This is a genomic window from Brevundimonas sp. (assembly GCF_031412435.1).
Lineage (GTDB): Bacteria > Pseudomonadota > Alphaproteobacteria > Caulobacterales > Caulobacteraceae > Brevundimonas.
In genome coordinates, this window is sequence record NZ_JANODA010000051.1 from 1 (window position 1) to 20538 (window position 20538).

Genomic DNA, 20538 nt, shown 5'->3' on the forward strand with positions numbered 1-20538 from the left:
CGGCGAGGACCTGGATCTGTGGAGGCACGAACCGGCGCGGATGCAGGACTGTCCATGGGGTGACAAACCGTGGAGCCCGGAGGGGCCTGAAACCCTCCGCCCGTCGCGGGCCGAGGTCGGACTGGGTTTAAGCGGCGCAAAACGTGAGGGTCGAAAACGACACAGACCTCACAGGCTGCACGAAGCCCGTCACCGGCCGCTCGCGTGAACCGGTCGCGACGGAGCCCCGGCGCAAGCCGAAAATTCTCAATCGGTCCCCGTAACGCGAAAGCAGGGGGCCACATCGGTTCCGGGCGAACACCGGGGCTCCGTCCGCTTCCCCGACCCGTTCACAGCGGAAGAGCGATGACGCACGTCTCCTGAGGAGGGGAGGGTGCATTCCGATTTGACCCTCGCTATGACGCTTCGATGATCGCTCGCCTTCGCCCCGTCCCGTTCGACCTCGGCCCCGTCCACTTCGTCGGCATAGGCGGGATTGGCATGAGCGGGATCGCCGAGATCATGCTCAAGATCGGCTATTCGGTCCAGGGCTCGGACGCCAAATCCTCGGCCAACACCGAACGGCTGGCGGCTCTGGGCGCGAGGATCTTCATCGGTCACGACGCGGCCCATGTCGGCGACGGCGTTGCAGCCGTGGTCTATTCGACGGCGGTCAAGGCGACCAACCCGGAGATGATGATCGCACGCGAGCGCCGCATTCCGCTGGTGCGCCGGGCCGAGATGCTGGCTGAGCTGATGCGGCTGCAGTTCTCGATCGCGGTCGGGGGCACCCACGGCAAGACGACGACGACCTCGATGGTCGCGGCCCTGCTGGACGCGGCGGGTCTGGACCCGACGGTGGTCAATGGCGGCATCATCAACGCCTACGGCACCAACGCCAAGGTCGGCGACGGCGACTGGATCGTGGTCGAGGCCGACGAGAGCGACGGCAGCTTCCTGCGGCTGAAGTCGACCGTGGCCATCGTCACCAACATCGATCCGGAGCACCTGGACCACTACGGCGACTTCGACGCTGTGCGTAAGGCGTTCGTGGATTTCGTCGAGAACATCCCCTTCTACGGCTTCGCGGCCGTTTGTCTGGACCATCCGGAGGTTCAGAAGCTGGTGGCCCAGATCGATAACCGCCGGATCGTGACCTACGGCATGAACCCCCAGGCGATGGTTCGGGCCGACAACTGCGACATGAGCCCGGACGGCGCCCGCTTCGACGTGGTCATCCAGGATCGCGGTGGCGCCGAGCCCGTCCGTATCACCGGCCTGCATCTTCCCATGGCCGGCTGGCACAATGTCGCCAACGCCCTGGCCGCCATCGCCGTGGCCCGGGAGCTGGACGTGTCGGACGACGCGATCCGTTCGGGCCTCGCCAGCTTCGCCGGTGTGAAGCGCCGCTTCACCACCACCGGCGTCGTCAACGGCGTGCGCATCGTCGACGACTACGGACACCACCCGGTGGAGATCGCCGCCGTCCTGAAGGCCGCCCGTCAGGTCGCCGAGGGCCGCGTCATCGCCGTGGTCCAGCCGCACCGGTTCACCCGGCTGCGTGACCTGATGGACGAGTTCTCGACCAGTTTCTCCGACGCCGACAGCGTCATCGTCGCCGACGTCTATGCGGCCGGCGAGGCCCCGATCGAAGGCGTGGACAAACAGGCCCTGGTCGACGGCATCCGTCGCTACGGCCACCTGCGGGTGTCGGCTCTGGAGAACGCGGCCGTGCTTCCGCGCGTGATCGCCGAGGAGGCGAAGGCGGGCGATGTCGTCGTGCTGCTCGGCGCCGGCGACATCACCGCCTGGGCCTACGCCCTGCCGGCGCAGCTGGAGGCGCTCTCGGCGTGAGTTGGCGTGAATCGCTCCCTTCCGTGCGCGGCAAGCTGCTGCGTGACGAGCCGCTTGGCCCCTTCACCTGGTTTCGGGTCGGCGGCGCGGCCGAGGTCCTGTTCATCCCGGCCGACGCCGATGATCTGGCCGCGTTCCTGAAGGCGCTCGACCCCGGAGTGCCGGTCATGGTGCTGGGCGTCGGCTCCAACGTCATCGTCCGCGACGGAGGCGTCGAGGGCGTTGTGATCCGTCTCGCCGGCCGTCCATTCGCGGGCATCACGACCGAGGGCGACACGATCACGGCCGGCGCCGGCGCCCTGGACGCCATGGTCGCCAGGGCTTCGGCGAAAGCCGGTCTGGCGGGACTGGAGTTCTACGCCGGCATCCCCGGCACCATCGGCGGCGCCCTGACCATGAACGCCGGCTGCTACGGCTCCGAAACGAAGGACATCCTCGTCTCCGCCTCAGGCCTGACGCGGGCCGGGGAGCGGGTCGATTTCGCCCTGACCGACTTCGGCTACACCTATCGTCACTCCGAGGCGCCCGCCGACATCATCTGGATCGAGGCCGTCTATCGCGGGACGCCGGACGCACCCGACGCCGTCGCCGCCCGCATCGCCGAGATCACCGCGCGTCGCGAACAGACCCAGCCGATCCGCGAAAAGACCGGCGGCTCGACATTCAAGAATCCGCCCGGCCATTCGTCATGGAAACTGGTCGACGAGGCGGGCTGGCGCGGAAAGCTCCATGCCGTCACCGGCGGCGGGGCGATGTTCAGCGAGCTCCACTCCAATTTCATGATCAATCCTGGCCAGGCCACCGCTGCCGATATCGAAGGATTGGGGGAAACCGTCCGCGCCGACGTTCAAAGTAAACTCGGCGTAAACCTTGAATGGGAGATCAAGAGGATCGGCCGACCCCTGTAACCGCGCAGAACGCACCATGTCCCGTCCCCTGTCAGAGATGCACGTCGCCGTTCTGATGGGCGGATTGTCCTCCGAGCGGGACGTGTCGCTGTCGTCGGGCAAAGGCTGCGCGGATGCTCTGGAAGCACAGGGCGCTCGCGTCACCCGCATCGACGCCGGCCGCGACCTGGCCCAGGTGCTGGCCGATCTTAAGCCCGATGTCGTCCTGAACGCCCTGCACGGGGAATGGGGCGAGGACGGCTGCGTCCAGGGTATCCTCGAGACCCTGCAGATCCCCTATACCCACTCCGGCGTCCTGGCCTCGGCCCTGACGATGGACAAGGACAAGACCAAGGCCGTTCTGGGCGCGGCGGGGGTCAAGGTGCCGGGCGGCGGGCTGTTCGACCGGCACGAGGTGGCGCGTCGCCACGTGATCGAACCGCCCTACATTATCAAGCCCAACGCCGAGGGATCGTCCGTCGGGGTCTATCTGGTGATGGCCGGAGCAAACGGTCCACAAACCGAGGTCGGGGCTGACAACTGGACCTATGGCGACCTCGTGATGGTCGAGCCCTACATTCCTGGCAAGGAACTGGCCGTCGCCGTGATCGGCGAGGCGACCGGGCCGCGCGCCCTGACCGTGACCGATATCACTCCGGTGAAGGGCTTCTACGACTATGAGGCCAAATACGCACCCGGCGGATCGGTCCACAAGCTTCCGGCCGATCTCCCGCCCCACGTTTTCGAGGCGGCGCTTCGGGAATCCGAGCAGGCGCATGCCGCGTTGGGCTGCCGGGGCGTGTCGCGAACGGACTTCCGTTATGACGATGTTAAGGACGAACTGGTCCTTCTGGAGGTCAATACCCAGCCCGGCATGACGCCGACCTCGCTCGTTCCGGAGCAGGCCGTTCATTGCGGGATGACGTATCAAGATCTGGTCCGGTGGATGGTGGAGGACGCCTCATGCCCGCGGTAGTTCGCGGCGGTCGGCGCGCGAATGTCGCGTCTGCGCCCAAGCGAAGCGCGGGTCCGAAAGGGCAGGGCGGTCGCTCACGCAACGCGCCGCGCAATGCAGGCGGCGTGCCCGGAAAGATGGCGGCTCTCGGCAAGCTGGACCTGACGCCGCGCGCCGTTGTGCTGTCGATCTGCGCCGGGGTCGGTGTTCTGGCGCTCGTTCTGGCGACGGGTGCTCGCGCCGAACGCATCGGACAGTCGGTCAGCCACGGCATGGACCAGATCACGATCGGCATGGGGCTGAAGCTTCGCCGCGTGCACATCACAGGCGCCTCGGCCGAGGCGACGCCCGCGATCCAGCGCGCCCTCAACGTCGAGGCCGGCCAGCCGATCACCGGCCTCGATCTCGATGCCCTGCAGGCCAGCGTTCAGGCTGTGGGCTGGGTGAAGGAGGCGCGCGTGGTACGCCTGCTGCCCGACACATTGATCGTCGAGGTCAAGGAACATGACCGTCTGGCCGTCTGGCAGACGGGTGGGCAGGTCTTCGTCATCGACGGTGAGGGCCGCGCCATTCCGGGCGCCGACGCGGGCCGCTATCCGGGCCTGCCGCTGGTCGTGGGCGCGGGCGCCGACAAGGCGGCCGGCGATATCCTGCCTCTGCTGGCCCAACGGCCACGGCTGATGGGCCGGGTCGACGCCCTGGTCCGGGTCGATGAGCGGCGCTGGGACCTGCGCCTGAAGGACGGCGGCATCATCCAGCTGCCCGCTGTCAAGCAAGAGGCGGCCCTGATCCAGCTGGACGCTCTGGATCAGCGTGAGCGACTGCTGGAACTGGGCTTCGCTCGCATCGACCTGCGCACCGAGGGCCAGGTTGCGGTCCGGCCGGGCGCCGGCGTCTAACCACACAGTTTCGAGTAAGGGCGCAGGCATCATGGCGGGCAAGAAGGCGGATCCGACGACAGAGGCGGGCAGGGCGCAGGCGCGCGCGCCTGTGGTCGCAGCGCTCGATCTCGGCCAGTCCAAGGTCGCCTGCTTCATCATGAAGCCCGACGGCGTGCGCCATGCCGACCGGACAATCCGCGTCGCCGGGGCCAGCCATGTCCAGTCCAAGGGGGTGCGCGGCGGGGCCATCGTCAACATGGACGAGGCCGCACAGGCCATTGGCCACGCCGTCGAACGCGCCGAACGCACCGCGGGCGCTCCCGTCTCGGGCGTCATCGTCACCACCTCCATCGGCCAGATGGCCAGCCACCGGGTGCAGGCCCGCGTCTCGCTGGGCGCCAATCCCGTCGGGGACGCTGATCTGGCCAGGGCCATCGGCATGGCCCTGGCCCAGATCCGCTTGCCGAACCGACGGCCGATCCACGTCCTGCCCATCGCCTGGTCGGTCGACGGCGCACGGGGCGTTCATGATCCGCGCTCCATGCGCGGCCATTCGCTCGGCCTCGACCTGCTGGTCGTCTCGATGGCTGAGGGGGCTTTCGCGTCTCTGAGCCACTGTCTGGAACTGGCCCACCTCGACCTGCAGGGCGTCGCTGCGGCCCCCGTGGTGTCGTCACTCGCTTCGTTGGAAGAGGACGAGATGGACCTGGGCTGTGTCTGTATCGACATGGGCGGCGGTTCCACGAGCGCCGCAGTGTGGGGCGGCCGGTCCCTGCTGCATATCGAATCGCTGAATGTCGGCGGCGATCACGTCACTGCAGACATCGCGCGCGGCCTGTCGACCTCCAGGGCGGGCGCCGAACGACTGAAGACCCTGCACGGCTCGGCCATGGCCAGCGCCAACGAGGACCGTGAGATGCTGGAGGCCCCGCCGCGCGGCGAGGATGCCGGCGCCGGACCCGTCATCGTGCCCCGGGCCATGCTGAAGACCGTCATCGCGCCGCGTGTCGAGGAGACGCTCGAGTTGCTGCGCGACCGTTTGCGCAACGCCGGCGTCGGTCTGGAGCCGGGCGCCGGCCTCGTCCTTGCCGGCGGCGCCAGCCAGCTGAACGGCGTGCGCGAGCTCGCGGTTCGCGTTTTCGACCGTCCCGTCAGGCTCGGCCGCCCGCAGCGGGCGCCTCACCTGGCCGACTCGGCGGCAGGCCCCGCCTTCTGCTCGGCCGCCGGCGTCCTGCTGCGCGCCGCCTATGGTCCTCGCGAGGCTGTCTCGGCCAGGAAGCTGATGTCGCGCCAGATCTCGGCCGCCGACGCTCCGCGCGTCCAGAGCGGAAATCTCGTGGCGCGGGCGGCGGGATGGTTGCGCGACAACCTCTAGGGGACTGAGCGGATTATTCGCCTGTGTCCGCGGTGTGTCCGAAGTGTAACAAATTCGAGTTCCATTCGCCTCAGTCGCGCCCCAATGGTTGCCCCCCTGACATCTTCTGACTAGCAACAGCCCGGAACGGTCAGACTCGCAGAAGTCCGCCGCGCGTCATTCAGTCATCGGGGCCAAGCACCATGCTATCCACACGCAAGTATCTCGTCGGAACCACCGTCCTCGCGGGGGTGCTCACGCTGTCCGCTCCGGCGTTCGCTCAGTCGACCGCTCCGGCGCAGGATGACGAGACGCAGGTTGATGAAGTCGTCGTCACCGGTTCGCGTATCCGTCGTGACCCGACGACTTCCCCGACGCCGCTGATCCAGATCAAGCGTGAAGAGTTGCTCGCGACCGGCCAGGCGACCCTGATCGATTACCTCGCCCAGATCCCGGCGCTCTCGAACTCCCAGATCCCGACGGACAACGTCGGCGGCGTCCTGAACGCCCAGGGTCTGAACATCGCCAACCTGCGCGCACTCGGCAACAACCGCACGCTGACCCTGATCGACGGTCGCCGCCAGGTCGGTTCGGTCGGCGGCAGCCTCGCGGTTTCGGTTAACACCATTCCGCGCCTGCTCATCGAGAACATTGAAATCATCACCGGCGGCGCGTCGTCGGTCTACGGCGCTGACGCCGTCGCCGGCGTGATCAACTTCACCCTGCGCAAGGATTTCGAGGGCCTCGAGCTCGACCTCTACGGCAACCAGCTGTCGCGCTACGGCGATAACTACGGCCGCCGCGCCTCGCTGCTGGTCGGCAAGAACTTCTTCGACGACCGGCTGAACCTGTACGGGTTCGCCGAGTATGAAAAGCTTGACGCCGTCGGCACGCTCGACCTGGGCTTCCTGGCCGACGGCTGCGCCCTTGTCGGCGTCGACTCCGACCCGACCGCCGCCGCCGCCGGCCTGCCGATCGACGATCAGTTCGACAACCGCGTGTTCTGCGGCGTGAACACGATCTCCCGCCCCCGCGGTGGTCAGACGACGATCGCCAACTCGCAGCAGCCCAGCGCCCTGAACAACCCGCTGGTCGGCGTCACGAACTGCACGGCCTTCACCCAAGCCACCTGCTACAGCGTCGACCCCACCAAGACCTGGGTCTTCCCGCAGGGCGGCGCGGCCCGTCTGGCCAACTTCGGCCAGCGCATCGGCAACGTGGGCGCCAGCCGGACCCTCAACATCGGTGGCGACGGTGAAAACCCGGCCTTCTTCAACCAGGCCGACCGGACGGGGTCCGTTGAAGCGCAGCGCTATCAGACCGGCGCCAACTTCCAGATCACGGATTCGATTTCGGGCTTGCTGGAAGCCAAGTACATCACTGAAACCACCTTCGCGACGGCCCAGCCGACCTTCTTCGACTGGTACCTGAATGACGCCGCCTATGCGGCCAACGAAAGCAACGGCCGGACGGGCATCTCACCGAGCAACCAGAACCAGGTTCTGCGGGTTTCGGACAACGCCTTCCTGCCTGCAGCCCTTCGCGCCGCCATCCTCGGTAATACGGTCGCCAACTATACCAACCCGACCGTCTCGGCTCCGGGCACGACCACGGCGGCTATCGCCGCTCCCTGGGCGCGCCATGTGAGCTTCGCCGAGGACCGTTCGCAGGACAACACCCGCGAACTGCAGCGCTATGTGGCGGCCCTGAGCGGCCAGCACGGTGACGTCGGCCCGGTTCGGAACCTCAACTGGGATCTGGCCTACTCCTTCAGCAAGCTCGAGAACGCCAACGAAGAAATCGCTGTCGATACGCAGCGCTATGTTCTCGGCGCCGACGCCGTCGTCGACACCGCCGGTATCGTCAACGGCCGCCCCGGCGAAATCGTCTGCCGCGTGCAGATCCTCGCCAAGACCAACGCCGCGATGACAAACGCGACGACGGGCCTCGGCGGCATTCGCGACTGGTCCACACAGGCGGGCCAGACGGCAGGCACCTTTGGCGACCTCCGTGCGCGCGCCGAAGGCAGAGCCGCGATCGCGGCGTGCAAGCCGATCAACGTCTTCGGCCAAAACGCCGCTGATCCGGCCGCGCTTGCTGTGACCTACGCTTCGGTCACCGTCCGCCAGACCAACGAGCAGGAAAACCTGGTCGGCTCGGTTTCAGGTCAACTGTGGGACTTCTGGGGCGCCGGTTCGATCGGTGTCGCCGTCGGCGGCGAATATCGCCGTGAGTCGACCGAAGGCGTCGGCCGCAGCCGTGATACGGGCGATCGTCAGCTGTTCCTCAACACCAGTCCTGACCAACCTTACGTCGAGTACGAGACCAAGGAGGCCTTCGCGGAAATCTCGCTGCCTCTGTTCCGTGACACCTGGCTCGGTCAGTACGCCGAGCTCAGTGGCTCGTACCGGTACTCTGACTATACGACGGTTGGCCAAACCGACGTGTACGGCGTGAACCTGGTCTATCGTCCGATCTCGGATTTCGCGATCAAGTCCAGCTACAACACGTCGGTTCGTGTCCCGACCCTGTCGGAGAACTTCTCGCCGCAAAGCCAGACGTTCGCCAACAACTTCGCCGATCCGTGCACGACTGCCGCAATCACCAACTCGACCCTGGCGGCCGATATCCGGGCCAACCGCATCGCCAACTGTACGGCGCTGGCGGCGGCGAAGGGCCTGACCTACGACTTCGGCGGAACGACGCTCGATCCTAACGACGACTATGCGCCTATCTATAGCAGCGGCGTCGCCGGCGTGAACGGCGGCAACCCGTTCCTGACCCCGGAAGAGTCGACCTCCTTCACCTTCTCGACGGTGTGGACGCCTAGCTACGTTCCGAACTTCAGCTTCGTTCTCGACTACTATGAAATCGAGATCGACCAGGTCATCGCTGCCGTGACGGCCCAGACTGCTGCTGCGAACTGCGTCAGCGGCCCCGGCCTCAACAGCGGCGCCTGCGCCACGATCTTCCGTCGTGTCGCCCCGGTTACGGGTACGTCGGCGGCTGATCGGTCGGAAGCCTTCAAGGTCGGCGCTCCGGCGGGTGACGCAATCGGCGGCTTCATCCAGGGTTCGATCAACTACGCCAAGCGCACGGTGCGTGGTCTGGACTTCACCGCGAACTACTCGCTCGACACTGAAGAGGTGTTCGGTCGCAACTTCGGCACGTTCCGGACCTCGCTGCAGGGTTCGTGGCTGATCGAGCAGAAGCAGTTCAACAACATCGACAACCCGGCCGATTTCACCGAGTTCTCGAGCACGCTTCAAACCGGCGGATCGTTCCCCCGCCTTCGTTTCTCCAACACCTTGGTCTGGAGCCCGAACGACCTGGTTGATCTGACCTGGGTTGTGGACTGGCAGACGGCTCAGGACATCGTCCAGGCCCGTGACCTGGTGAACAACATCGACAGCCGTCCGATCGACTACTACAATACCGGCAACTTCACGCGCCACGACTTCGGCGCCCGGTTCAACGTTCGCGAAGACCTGACGCTGCGGGTCGGACTCAGCAACGCCTTCGACGCTCGCCAGCGCGACATCCTGGGCGCGACGCTCTACTCGAACTTCGACCCCTACGGCCGTCGTTTCAACGTGAGCCTGAACTACCGTCCCTGGTAAGGGGTTCGGTCAGACCCAAGACGGAAAGGGCGGCCCTCGGGTCGCCCTTTTCTTTGCCTGAACGCGCGATTTTTGCCGCCACGCTTGGCGACAGGCCTCGTCAGGCGTCCGACTCACGCTATCCGGTAACCTTCCCTTAACGACGGTGAGCGATCCTTAACGCGCTCATAACCAATGCGGATCTGCGGGGACTTCGCATTGGACGTTCAAGGGGCAGGGTCGGAACAAAGGTCGGTTTGGATATGTCTCTCTCGCTTGTGCGGCCCTCGGCCACGGAACTGAAGCCCCGGATCGTCGTCTTCGGCGTCGGCGGCGCGGGCGGCAACGCCGTCAACAACATGATCGACGCAGGCCTTGAAGGGGTCGAGTTCGTCGTCGCCAACACCGACGCCCAGCACCTGAGCTTCGCCAAGACCGACCGCCGCATCCAGCTGGGCGAGACCATCACCCAGGGCCTCGGCGCCGGCGCCCACCCCGAAGTCGGCATGAACGCCGCCGAGGAAAGCGCCGACGAAATCGACGCGCACCTGGAAGGCGCGCATATGATCTTCATCACGGCGGGCATGGGCGGCGGCACCGGCACCGGCGCTGCGCCGATCATCGCCAAACGCGCCCGCGATCGCGGCATCCTGACCGTCGGCGTCGTGACCAAGCCCTTCACCTTCGAAGGCCGTCACCGCATGCGTCTGGCCGATGCAGGCATCGCCGAGCTCCAGCGCTACGTCGACACCCTGATCGTCATTCCGAACCAGAACCTGTTCCGCGTCGCCAATGAGCGCACCACGTTCGCCGACGCCTTCGGCATGGCCGATCAGGTCCTGCACTCGGGTGTGCGCTCGATTACCGACCTGATGATCCTGCCGGGCCTTATCAACCTCGACTTCGCCGACGTCCGCGCCGTCATGTCCGAGATGGGCAAGGCGATGATGGGAACGGGCGAGGCCTCGGGCGACGATCGCGCCCTGCTGGCCGCCCAGAACGCCATCGCCAACCCGCTGCTGGACGAGACATCGCTGAAGGGGGCCAAGGCCGTGCTGGTCAACATCACCGGCGGCCTGGACATGACCCTGCTGGAAGTCGACGAGGCCGCCAATGCCATCTCGGCCGAGGTGGACGGCGACGCCAACATCATCTTCGGCGCGGCCTTCGATCCCGCCCTGGACGGCAAGATCCGTGTCTCGGTCGTCGCTACCGGCATGGACGAGGTCGCCACCGCCAAGATCGAGCCGGTCGCCACCCGCCAGACCGCCTTCCCCGACCCGCGTCGCGCCGTCGAAGCCCCGCGCGCTCCGCAACCCGCCTATCGCGAGCCGGCGCGTGCCGACGCGTATCGCGCACCCGAGCCCGCCCCGGTCGTCCCGACCTTCCAGGCGCCTGAGCCCGTCGTGCGCGCGCCTGAGCCGGTCATCCATGTCGCCGAAGAGCGCACCCTGGCCCCGATCGTCGACCCGTGGGTCGAGGCCTTCGAGTCCGAAGGACGTCGCCCCGCCGCCTCCGCCCAGGTCGACCAGGGCGACCTCTATCTGGATCGCGCTCCGACGCTCCCGCAGGCTCAGCAACCCGCTGAGTACGACGAGCCCGTCTACGACGACCGTGACCACCGCAAGTCCGGCTGGAGCCTGTTCGGCAAGAAGCCGCGCGCCCAGACGGCCTATGCCCCGGCGCCGACCGCGTCGCGCGGCCAGCCTCAACTACGCCAGACGGCCCAACCTCTGCCCGAAGTCGAGGCCCCCGCCGCCGAGGATGATCTGGAAATCCCGTCGTTCCTGCGCCGCCTGGCCAACTGATCCGGCCCACAGCCGCTTCGAACGCCCCGGGGAAACCCGGGGCGTTTTGCTTTACGGCGAAGGTTACCGGCGTGGAAACAATTCGAAACCCGACTTTGGTTTTCGCCTTGCTGCGCTGCGGCTAGGGATCGATCTCCCGCTTATGCGCGCTCACACGCGCCGGGCGATTTGGGTGAGTTAGAGTTTGCCGCCACGCCACGATCATCGCGAACGGACGCTGGTCGCCCCCGCCATCTGTGCGGGCGTGGGCGTGCACACCGGTCAGCGGGTTCGTCTGGCCATCCGTCCGGCGCCGACCGGGACGGGCATCGTCTTCGTCCGCACCGACATCACCGACCGTGACAACCGTATCTTCGTGTCCGGCGACGCTGTGGTCGATGCGCGGCTGAACACGATGATCGAGAACGCGGCCGGCGTGCGGCTGTCGACGATCGAGCACCTGATGGCCGCCTTCTGCGCCCTGGGCGTCTCGAACGTCATTGTGGAAGTCGACGGGCCGGAGTTGCCTATCCTGGATGGTTCGGCCCTCCCGTTTGTCCAGCTGCTGGACCGCGCCGGCTTCCGTCGTCAGGAAGCCCCGGTCCGTTACATCGAGATCCTGGAGCCGATCCACGTCACCGACGGCGACAAACATGCGGCCCTGTATCCCTGCGACCGCTACGAGATGCGGTTCGAGATCGATTTCGACAGCCCTGTGATCGGCAACCAGGTCGTGGATTTCGTCGTCGACGAACAGACATTCCGCGATGAGATCATGGCCGCCCGCACCTTCGGCTTCGCCCATGAGGTCGAGGCGTTGCGCCAGGCCGGTCTGGCGCGCGGCGGCAGCCTCGAGAATGCGGTCGTCATCGACGGCGATGACATCCTGAACCCCGGCGGCTTGCGCATGGAGCGCGAGTTCGTGCGTCACAAGGCGCTTGACGCGATCGGCGACCTCTACGTCATGGGCGCGCCCCTGCTGGGCCGCTATGAGGGCTACAAGGCCGGTCACGCGGTGAACAACCTGCTGGTCCGCGCCCTGCTGGCCGCCCCTCACGCCTGGCGCGAGGTGATCCTCGAGCCTGAGCTGGCCCAGGTCGGCTAAGCCGCTTCAACTTCCCTGATTCAGGCTCTAGGGTCCCGGCCATCCGTGATCTGGAGTTTCGGCATGTTCGTTTCCGCTCGTCGTTCGGCGCTCGCCGCCGTGTCCGCGCTCTCCCTCGCGGCCGCGCTCGCGGGGCCGGTCATGGCCCAGGACGCCGCGACCATCCGGAACGCCGAGCGCGTCCGCGACGCTGCCCTGAATGATACGGTCGCCATGGACTACGTCACCCAGTTGACGACCCGGTTCGGACCGCGTCCCGCCGGTTCGGCGTCCGAAACGGCCGCTGCGGAGTGGGCGGCCGGCTACATGCGTGAACTCGGCTTCAAGAACGTCCACATCCAGGCCTTCCCCCTGATCGGCTGGGAGCGCGGCGAGGAGAGCGCTTCCATCGTCGGCGCCAACCCCCAGCCGCTGGTCGTCGCGGCGCTGGGCCACTCGCCCGGCACGCCCGCAGGCGGCATCGAGGCCGAGGTCGTGCGGTTCGCCTCGCTCGAGGATCTGCAGGCCGTTCCCGATGGCTCGCTGGCCGGCAAGATCGCCTACGTCGATGCGGGCCAACTGGTCCCCATGCAGTCCGGCGCCGGCTACGGCCCCCTGACCCGCATCCGCGGCGCCGGCCCAAGCGCTGCCGCGCAGAAGGGGGCTGTGGCCTTCATCATGCGCTCAGCCGGATCCGACGAGCACCGCATGCCGCATACAGGCACGACCCGATACGTCAACGGCGTCGTCCCTCTGCCCGGTTTCGCACTCAGCGCTCCTGACGCGGACCAGTTGAGCCGACTGGTGTCCTACGGCGATCCGGTGCGGGTACGTCTATCGTCGACGGCCCACACCTATGAGACCACCTCGCACAATGTGATCGGCGACATGCCGGGCCGTTCGCACCCGGAGGAAGTCATCGTCCTGGGCTCCCACATGGACAGCTGGGACCTCGGCACCGGCGCCATCGACGACGGGGCGGGTGGAGCCATCACCATCGCCGCCGCCAAGGCTATCGCCGAACAGGGCCGCACGGCGCGGACCGTCCGCGTGATCCTGTATGGCTCCGAGGAGGCCGCCCAGCCGATCGACACCGGCAACGGCGGCGGCGCCTATCTGCGCAGTTTGTCTGCCGAGGATATCGCCAACCACGTCTTTACAGGCGAGAGCGACTTCGGCGCCGACCGCGTCTATGCCCTGCAACTGCCTGTCGGGGCCCAGACCGGCGCGTTTGCCGATGCGGCCAACCGGGTCCTTTATCCAATCGGCGTGTTGCGCTCGAACGTGCCGGAGACCGAGGGCGGCGCCGACATTGGCCCGATCGTTGAGGCCGGCGTGCCGGTGTTCGGCCTGAAGCAGGACGGGTTGCGGTACTTCGACCTGCACCACACAGCCGACGACACCCTGGACAAGATCGATCCCGAGCAACTGCGCCAGAACGTAGCCGCCTGGGCCGCCCTGGTCTGGCTGGTCGCGGACAGTGACGTCGACTTCCGGGCGATGCGACCGGCGGAGTGAGAGGCTGAAACTGCGGGCGTGGCGAAACTGGTAGACGCAAGCGACTTAAAATCGCTCGACTTCGGTCATGCCGGTTCGACCCCGGCCGCCCGCACCAGCCTCCATCATCCGCGTCGGGCGAGAATCAGCCGTCGGATGCGCAGGAGCTCCGCCGCCCGCCTCTGGGGCGTGTGCACGGTCGCCACATAGTGTTGGGCGGCGCGCGCCAGGTTGAGGCGTTCTAGGGGATGGAAGATGAGCCGCTCGATCGCTGCAGTCAGGCTCTGCGGTGTGACTTCGTCCAGATAGAGGGCGTGCGGGCCGCTGGCCTCGCGCAGGCCTCCGCGTCCTGAGGAGATCAGCGCGGCGCCCGCCGCATGGGCTTCAACGGCGGCCAGGCCGAACGGCTCGGCCCATATCGATGGCGTCAGGGCGATCGAGGCGGCTTTCATCTGGCGCTGGACCGTGGAGAGCGGGACCGAACGAAGGGCCGACACGCGGTCGCCGTAGCGGTCCAGAGCGGCGACGTGGGGCGCGGCCCAGTCGCGATGGGTATCCCAGTCGGCGAGCATCAGGACGGCGCGCCATCTCGGATGGCGATCCAGCACCTCGGGCAGGGCGGCGCAGATGACGTCCAGGCCCTTTTCAGGCATGCCTCGTCCGGCGAAGGCGATCACCGGCTCGCGGTGTTCGGGAGCGGCCAGCCACGGCTCGGTATCGATCGGGTTGGGAACTGCGAAAGCCTTGTGGGACAGGCGGGGGTAGGCGTTCGTGAACAGGGTGCGTTCTGTCTCGCTGACGAAGACGATGCCGTCCATCGCGGCGTAACGTCGATTGTAACGCCAGACGTCGAGGGGATTGCGCGGCGCCTTCAGTGCGTTGTGACGGTAGAGCACGTGCGCCGCGTCCGGTATCGCCGAAGCGATCGCGACCGCCTGTTTGACCTGCTGGTGGTGTTCGATGATCCGGGGCCGGAAGGCGGAGAGCTTCTGTGTCAAGACCCGGCGACGGTCTGGCCCGGAGGGCAGGACCTCGACGCCGGGAAGGCCATGGTCGTCGGCGCCCTCGCAGCAGAATATCCGCGTGTTTTCATTCTCCAGGGCTCCGGCCAAGGTGCGAACCACAGTCTCCATGGAGTTGGGCCGAGAGCGGGAGAACCGGCAGCCCGACGGCAGCAGGATGGCCGTTCGAGGCGCCGTGTCCAGGCTGACAACGGGCCTGCCCGGCTCCTCTTCGATGATCCCGTAGGGCGGTAGGACGCGAAGGCGCTGGGCGGGCGAATTCATGTCGAGCATCCGGACCGCCGACCGCCGGCGGGCGGTCTTCAAGGCGGCGTTCGGAGGAAGACGCCGCCCTTGCCGATCCGCCTCACGCGGACCGGACAACGGAGAGCGTCAGTCCGTCAGAGCTCTGGGAAGTTTGAAGGTCACGGTCTCCGGCTCGCCGGGGTCGTCGGCGAGGGTGACGTCAAAACGGTCCTGCAGCGCCTGGACCACCGCCTGGACGAGCGGTTCCGGGGCGGAAGCGCCCGCGGTCACGCCGACGGTCGCAACGCCCTCCAGCCAGGCCCAGTCAATTTGGGAGGAATCGTCGATCAGGCGGGCGTCGCCAGCGCCGGCGCGCAGGGCCACTTCCACCAACCGTACAGAGTTCGACGAGTTCTTCGACCCGACGACCAGAACCAGGTCCGAACCGACCGCCAGTTGCTTGACTGCCTCCTGTCGATTGGTTGTGGCGTAACAGATGTCTTCCTTGTGCGGGTCGGGCAGCTCCGGGAACCGGCGTTTGAGCACGCGCAGGATTTCGGAGGTGTCATCCAGCGACAGGGTCGTCTGGGTCGCATAGGCCAGCGGCAGGTCGCCGGGGCGCTGGAAGGCTTCCGCATCCTCGACCGTCTCGATCAGGCTGATCGCGCCGTCGGGCAACTGGCCGAGCGTGCCGACGACTTCCGGATGGCCGGCGTGACCGATCAGGATGATGTGGCGACCGTTGGCGTGGTGGCGCTCCGCCTCGACATGAACCTTCGAGACCAGCGGGCAGGTGGCGTCCAGGAACATCAGTTCGCGCGCGCGGGCCGTCGCCGGCACCGACTTCGGCACCCCGTGGGCGGAGAAGACCACCGGCCGGTCGTCGGGGCATTCGTCCAGGTCCTTGACGAAAACGGCGCCCAGCCCCTTCAGCCGGTCGACGACGTGTTTGTTGTGGACGATCTCGTGGCGGACGTAGACCGGGGCGCCGAACTTCTCGATGGCGCGCTCCACGATCTGGATCGCCCGATCCACCCCGGCGCAGAAGCCGCGCGGCGTGGCCATGCGCACCGTCAGAGGGCGACGCAGCGTTGGGGGGGTGACAATGGGGGCGGGGGCGGGGGCGTCCATCGGCGAAACCTAGTCGTTCCGAGGCTGCGTCGCCACCGTGGCGGGCTCGATAGGTTTGCGACGCCTCGCTTTAGCCGCTATCAGGCCGGAAGCCTGACCGCGTTCCGTCAGCGCCAGATTTCCGGATTTCTCAATGCGTCTTGCGACCGTCGCCCTCGCCGCCTTGGCGGTATTCGCCTCCACGAGCGCTCACGCGCAGAGCCAAAGCCAACGTGAGCGCGATCGTAGCGGCGGTCAGGACCAGGAAGAAAGCCGTGAGAGCCGGCGTCCGCCGCGCATCGCCGCCCTGCGGTCGGTCGCCAACGCCGGGCCGTGCCCGTTCGTGAAGATCCTCTATGACGCCGCCCGGTTCGTGGAACTGGAGGGCGGTCGCGCCGCGGCCGCCAACGTTGGCTACACCGGCGAGATCGAGGGCGTCACCGCCGGCTGCGCCTACCAGGCCGACGAGCCGGTCACGGTTCAGATGAACATCCTGTTCAACCTCGGCCGGGGCCCGCAGGCCGACGGCGACCAGCGCACCTATCGCTACTGGATCGCGGTCACCGAACGGAACGAGGCCGTGCTGGCCAAAGAATATTTCGACCTGCCGGTGAACTTCGACGGCGGCGCCACCGCCTCGGTCACCGAAGAGCAGTCGGTGATCATCCCGCGCGCCAGCGCCGAAACCAGCGGTGGCAACTTTGAAGTCCTGATCGGCTTCGAGGTCACGCCCGAGATGGCCGAGTTCAACCGCACCGGCAGCCGCTTCCGCATGACGGCGGGCCAGGCCGCGGCGACCCCTCCGGCGCAATGACCGACCTCAGGACCGACCTGGGCGAAGCGGTCGCGGCCGCCTTCGCCGCCGAAGGCGTGGACGCGTCAGTAGCGCGGGTCACGACCTCGGATCGTCCCGATCTGGCCGACTTCCAGTCGAACGGCGCGCTGGCCGCCGCCAAGGCCTTGAAGGCCAATCCGCGCGAGCTGGCCGGCCGGGTCGCTGAACGCCTGGCCGCCGACCCGCGCCTGTCGGGCGTGGAGGTGGCCGGGCCGGGTTTCATCAATCTGAAGCTCTCCGACGAGGCGCTGGCGCATCGGGCGCAGGCCGTGGCCGGTGATGCGGCGCTGGCGGGGGCTTCGAAGGTCGCCGAACCGCGCAAGGTCGTGATCGACTACGCCGGGCCGAACGTCGCCAAGCCGATGCATGTCGGGCACCTGCGTTCCTCGATCATCGGCGAGAGCCTGAAGCGGCTGTTCCGCTTCCGGGGCGACACGGTCTGGGGCGACGCCCATTTCGGCGACTGGGGCTTCCAGATGGGTCTGCTGATCGTGGCCGTGGGCGACGAGGGGAAGGCGGACGCCTTCCTGGCCGACGGCGAGGGCCCGTTCCCGGACCAAAGCCCGGTGACGCTCGACGACCTCGAGCGCCTGTATCCGATGGCGGCGGCCAAGGCCAAGGAGGACACCGACTATCGCGACCGCGCCCGCAAGGCGACGGCGGAACTGCAGGGGGGCCGTCTGGGCTATCGCGCCCTGTGGCGGCATTTCGTGGCGGTGTCGAAGACGGCGCTGGAACGCGAGTTCAGCGCCCTGGGCGTTACCTTCGACCTGTGGAACGGGGAATCGGACGCCGATCCCCTGATCCCGGCCATGGTCGATGACATCAAGGCGCGGGGTCTGGCGGAGTTCGATCAGGGCGCCTGGATCATCCGGGTGGCCGAGGAGGGCGAGAAGCGCGAGCTGCCCCCCCTGCTGCTGGTCTCGTCGGAAGGCTCGGCCATGTACGGCACGACGGATCTGGCGACGATCCTGGACAGGCGGCAGCAGTTCGATTTCGACCTGGTCCTGTACTGTGTCGATCAGCGGCAGGGCGATCACTTCGAGCAGGTGTTCCGGGCGGCCTACAAGGTCGGCTACGCGACGCCGGGCCAGCTGGAGCACGCCGCCAACGGCACGATGAACGGATCCGACGGCAAGCCCTTCAAGACCCGGGCGGGGGGCGTGCTGAAGCTGCACGACCTGATCACCCAGGCCCGGGACAAGGCGCGCGAGCGGTTGAAGGAGGCCGATCTCGGCGCCGATCTGCCGGAAGCCGAGTTCGAGGAGACGGCGTCCAAGGTCGCCGTGGCGGCGCTCAAGTTCGCCGACCTGTCGAACAGCCGGACGACCAGCTACGTCTTCGATCTGGACCGGTTCATGAGCTTCGAGGGCAAGACCGGCCCCTACCTGCTGTACCAGTCGGTGCGGATCAAATCCCTGTTGCGCAAGGCCGAGGCGCAGGGCGTCCTGGCCGGGCCGATCTTCGTCCGTGAGCCGGCGGAGCGGGATCTGGTGCTGACCCTGGACGCCTTCGATCAGGCGGTCGGCGATGCCTACGACAAGCGGGCGCCGCACCTGATCGCCGAGCACGCCTATCGACTGGCCCAGTCGTTCTCGAAATTCTACGCTGCCTGCCCGGTGCTCGCGGCGTCGGAACCGGAGACGGTGGGATCGCGACTGGCGCTCGCCGGGGCGGCGTTGAGCCAGCTGGAGACGGCGCTGCGGCTGCTGGGAATCGACACGCCTGACAGGATGTAGGTTAGACTGGGGCAACCAGCACGGATGCGCCCCATGTCTCTCGACGCCTATATCGCCGGCCTGCCCAAGGCCGAGCTCCACCTGCACATCGAGGGTTCGCTCGAGCCCGAACTGATGTTCGAACTGGCCCGGCGGAACGGGGTCCAGATCCCATTCGACAGCGTCGAGGCGGTGCGGGCGGCCTATGACTTTTCCAACCTGCAGGACTTCCTCGACATCTATTACGCCGGGGCGAACGTCCTGCTGACGCGCAAGGATTTCGAGGACCTGGCCTTCGCCTATTTCCAGCGGGCGGCGGCCGATAATGTGCGGCACGCGGAGATCTTTTTCGATCCCCAGACCCATACCGATCGGGGCGTGGCGTTCGGCGTGGTGGTCGAGGGCCTGATCGCCGGGATGGACCGGGCGAAGGCGGAGCTGGGTGTCAGCTCCGGTCTGATCCTGAGCTTCCTGCGGCATCTGTCGGAGGAGGAGGCCTTCGCGACGCTGGAGATGGCGAAGCCGTATCTGCATCACTTCATCGGGGTCGGGCTGGATTCGTCGGAAGTCGGGCATCCGCCGTCGAAATTCGTCCGCGTCTTCGCCGCTGCGCGCGACCTGGGTCTGAAGCTGTGCGCCCATGCCGGGGAGGAGGGGCCGCCCGCCTATGTGCACGAGGCGCTGGACCTGTTGCATATCGACCGGATGGACCACGGCAACCGGTCCATGGAGGACGAGGCGCTGATCCGGCGGCTGGCGGAGTCGCAGATGACCCTGACGGTCTGTCCCCTGTCGAATCTGAAGCTGTGCGTCGTGAAGGACCTGAAGGACCATCCGGTCCCGGAGATGCTGCGACGCGGCCTGCACGTCACCCTGAACTCGGACGATCCGGCCTATTTCGGCGGCTATGTGAACGAGAACTACCGCCAGTTGGCGCAGGCCGTCGGCCTGACGCGCGAACAGCTCACGCAGATCGCCGTCAACAGTTTCGAGGGCAGCTTCCTCGACGATGCGGACAAGGCCGCCCGCATCGCCGAGGTGAAAGCCTACGCCGCCGCCTAGATCGGCAGGATCGCCGTCCCGAAGGCACGCTTCAGTTCGTGGGCGGCGAACGTCTGGGCGACGATGGCGTCCGGCAGGACGGTGGCCATGCCGAAGAATTCGTGCGTCGAGCCGTGGAAGGTCTTGTGTCGGACGTCCACCCCGGCCTGCTCCAGACGCTCGGCCAGCCGTTCGCCTTCCGTGCGCAGCGGGTCGATCTCGGCGCAGATGACCGTCGTGGACGGCAGGTTGGACAGATCGGCCGCCCCGACGATGTCGACCCGCGGGTCCGCGGTCTGGCTCGCGTCGTTGAAGCTGTGTTTGACGAACCATTCGATCATCGGCTTGTTCAGCGGCCTCGCCGTGGCGTTCTCGCGATAGCTTTCGTTGTCCAGGTCCCTGCCGACCAGCGGATAGACCAGAACCTGATGCAGCGGGGCCCGGAAGCCCTCGTCACGGGCCGCGATGGACACGTTGATGGCCAGGTTGCCGCCCGCGCTCTCGCCCATGACCGCGATCTTCTGTGGGTCGCCGTGGAAGCTCTGGGCGTTGTCGAGGACCCATTTGTAGGCCGCGATCGCGTCCTCGTGGGCCGCGGGGAATTTGTTTTCCGGCGCCTGGCGATAGTGGCAGGAGACGACGATGACGTCGGCCATCTTCGACACGCCGCGCGGGCCGCCGTCATAGACGTCGAGGTCCGCGATGACGAA

Annotated in this window: 15 protein-coding genes and 1 tRNA gene; 13 read left to right on the plus strand and 3 right to left on the minus strand. The window is 67.2% G+C overall.

The genetic code is table 11. The annotated features are described in order from the left end of the window. Positions 1-408: 408 nt before the first annotated feature. The 10 genes from murC to RMO01_RS10305 all read left to right on the plus strand — a co-directional run bounded on the left by murC (position 409) and on the right by RMO01_RS10305 (position 13995). Entirely contained in the window at positions 409-1833 is a 1425-nt protein-coding gene (murC, locus tag RMO01_RS10260) for a UDP-N-acetylmuramate--L-alanine ligase (protein ID WP_309628957.1), read from the plus strand. Then, positions 1830-2741 (plus strand): UDP-N-acetylmuramate dehydrogenase, encoded by a 912-nt coding sequence (gene murB, locus RMO01_RS10265; RefSeq protein WP_309628958.1) that lies wholly within the window; start codon positions 1830-1832, stop codon positions 2739-2741. The genes murC and murB overlap by 4 nt, the downstream gene beginning before the upstream one ends. Before the next feature lie 16 nt (positions 2742-2757). Further along, positions 2758-3696, plus strand: coding sequence for a D-alanine--D-alanine ligase (locus tag RMO01_RS10270; protein WP_309628959.1), 939 nt, complete (start codon positions 2758-2760; stop codon positions 3694-3696). Then, a complete protein-coding gene (locus RMO01_RS10275; protein ID WP_409013068.1) occupies positions 3684-4574 on the plus strand; it encodes a cell division protein FtsQ/DivIB in 891 nt (296 codons plus the stop codon). Before RMO01_RS10270 ends, RMO01_RS10275 begins: the two co-directional genes overlap by 13 nt. A 31-nt stretch (positions 4575-4605) precedes the next feature. Then, complete coding sequence (gene ftsA, locus RMO01_RS10280; protein ID WP_309628961.1) at positions 4606-5931, plus strand: cell division protein FtsA; 1326 nt, start codon at positions 4606-4608, stop codon at positions 5929-5931. Positions 5932-6113: 182 nt separating this feature from the next. After that, the gene (locus RMO01_RS10285; RefSeq protein WP_309628962.1) at positions 6114-9530 is read left to right on the plus strand and encodes a TonB-dependent receptor domain-containing protein; all 3417 of its coding nucleotides are present in this window, start codon (positions 6114-6116) and stop codon (positions 9528-9530) included. Positions 9531-9772: 242 nt separating this feature from the next. Further along, entirely contained in the window at positions 9773-11317 is a 1545-nt protein-coding gene (gene ftsZ / locus RMO01_RS10290) for a cell division protein FtsZ (RefSeq protein WP_309628963.1), read from the plus strand. Positions 11318-11501: 184 nt separating this feature from the next. Then, positions 11502-12401: a UDP-3-O-acyl-N-acetylglucosamine deacetylase gene (gene lpxC / locus RMO01_RS10295; protein ID WP_309628964.1), complete on the plus strand. Its 900-nt coding sequence runs from the start codon at positions 11502-11504 to the stop codon at positions 12399-12401. A 63-nt stretch (positions 12402-12464) separates the two neighbouring features. Next, the gene (locus RMO01_RS10300; RefSeq protein WP_309628965.1) at positions 12465-13898 is read left to right on the plus strand and encodes a M20/M25/M40 family metallo-hydrolase; all 1434 of its coding nucleotides are present in this window, start codon (positions 12465-12467) and stop codon (positions 13896-13898) included. Positions 13899-13910: 12 nt separating this feature from the next. Further along, positions 13911-13995 (plus strand) — tRNA-Leu (locus RMO01_RS10305). 7 nt (positions 13996-14002) lie between these two features. Here RMO01_RS10305 and RMO01_RS10310 read toward each other — a convergent pair. Beyond that, positions 14003-15163, minus strand: coding sequence for a glycosyltransferase family 4 protein (locus RMO01_RS10310; RefSeq protein ID WP_309628966.1), 1161 nt, complete (start codon positions 15161-15163; stop codon positions 14003-14005). 108 nt (positions 15164-15271) lie between these two features. Further along, a complete protein-coding gene (gene ispH, locus RMO01_RS10315; protein WP_309628967.1) occupies positions 15272-16255 on the minus strand; it encodes a 4-hydroxy-3-methylbut-2-enyl diphosphate reductase in 984 nt (327 codons plus the stop codon). A 133-nt stretch (positions 16256-16388) separates the two neighbouring features. Between ispH and RMO01_RS10320 the strand changes: the two genes are divergently transcribed. The 3 genes from RMO01_RS10320 to RMO01_RS10330 are packed head-to-tail and all read left to right on the plus strand — an operon-like array spanning position 16389 to position 19849. Beyond that, positions 16389-17048, plus strand: a complete 660-nt coding sequence (locus RMO01_RS10320; protein ID WP_309628968.1) for a Tat pathway signal sequence domain protein — start codon at positions 16389-16391, stop codon at positions 17046-17048. Further along, entirely contained in the window at positions 17045-18808 is a 1764-nt protein-coding gene (gene argS, locus RMO01_RS10325) for an arginine--tRNA ligase (RefSeq protein WP_309628969.1), read from the plus strand. The genes RMO01_RS10320 and argS overlap by 4 nt, the downstream gene beginning before the upstream one ends. Before the next feature lie 33 nt (positions 18809-18841). Continuing rightward, a complete protein-coding gene (locus tag RMO01_RS10330; RefSeq protein WP_309628970.1) occupies positions 18842-19849 on the plus strand; it encodes an adenosine deaminase in 1008 nt (335 codons plus the stop codon). Here the strand turns inward: RMO01_RS10330 and RMO01_RS10335 are convergent. Further along, the coding region (locus tag RMO01_RS10335) for an alpha/beta hydrolase (RefSeq protein WP_309628971.1) at positions 19846-20538 on the minus strand (693 nt) is incomplete at its 5' end. The genes RMO01_RS10330 and RMO01_RS10335 overlap by 4 nt on opposite strands.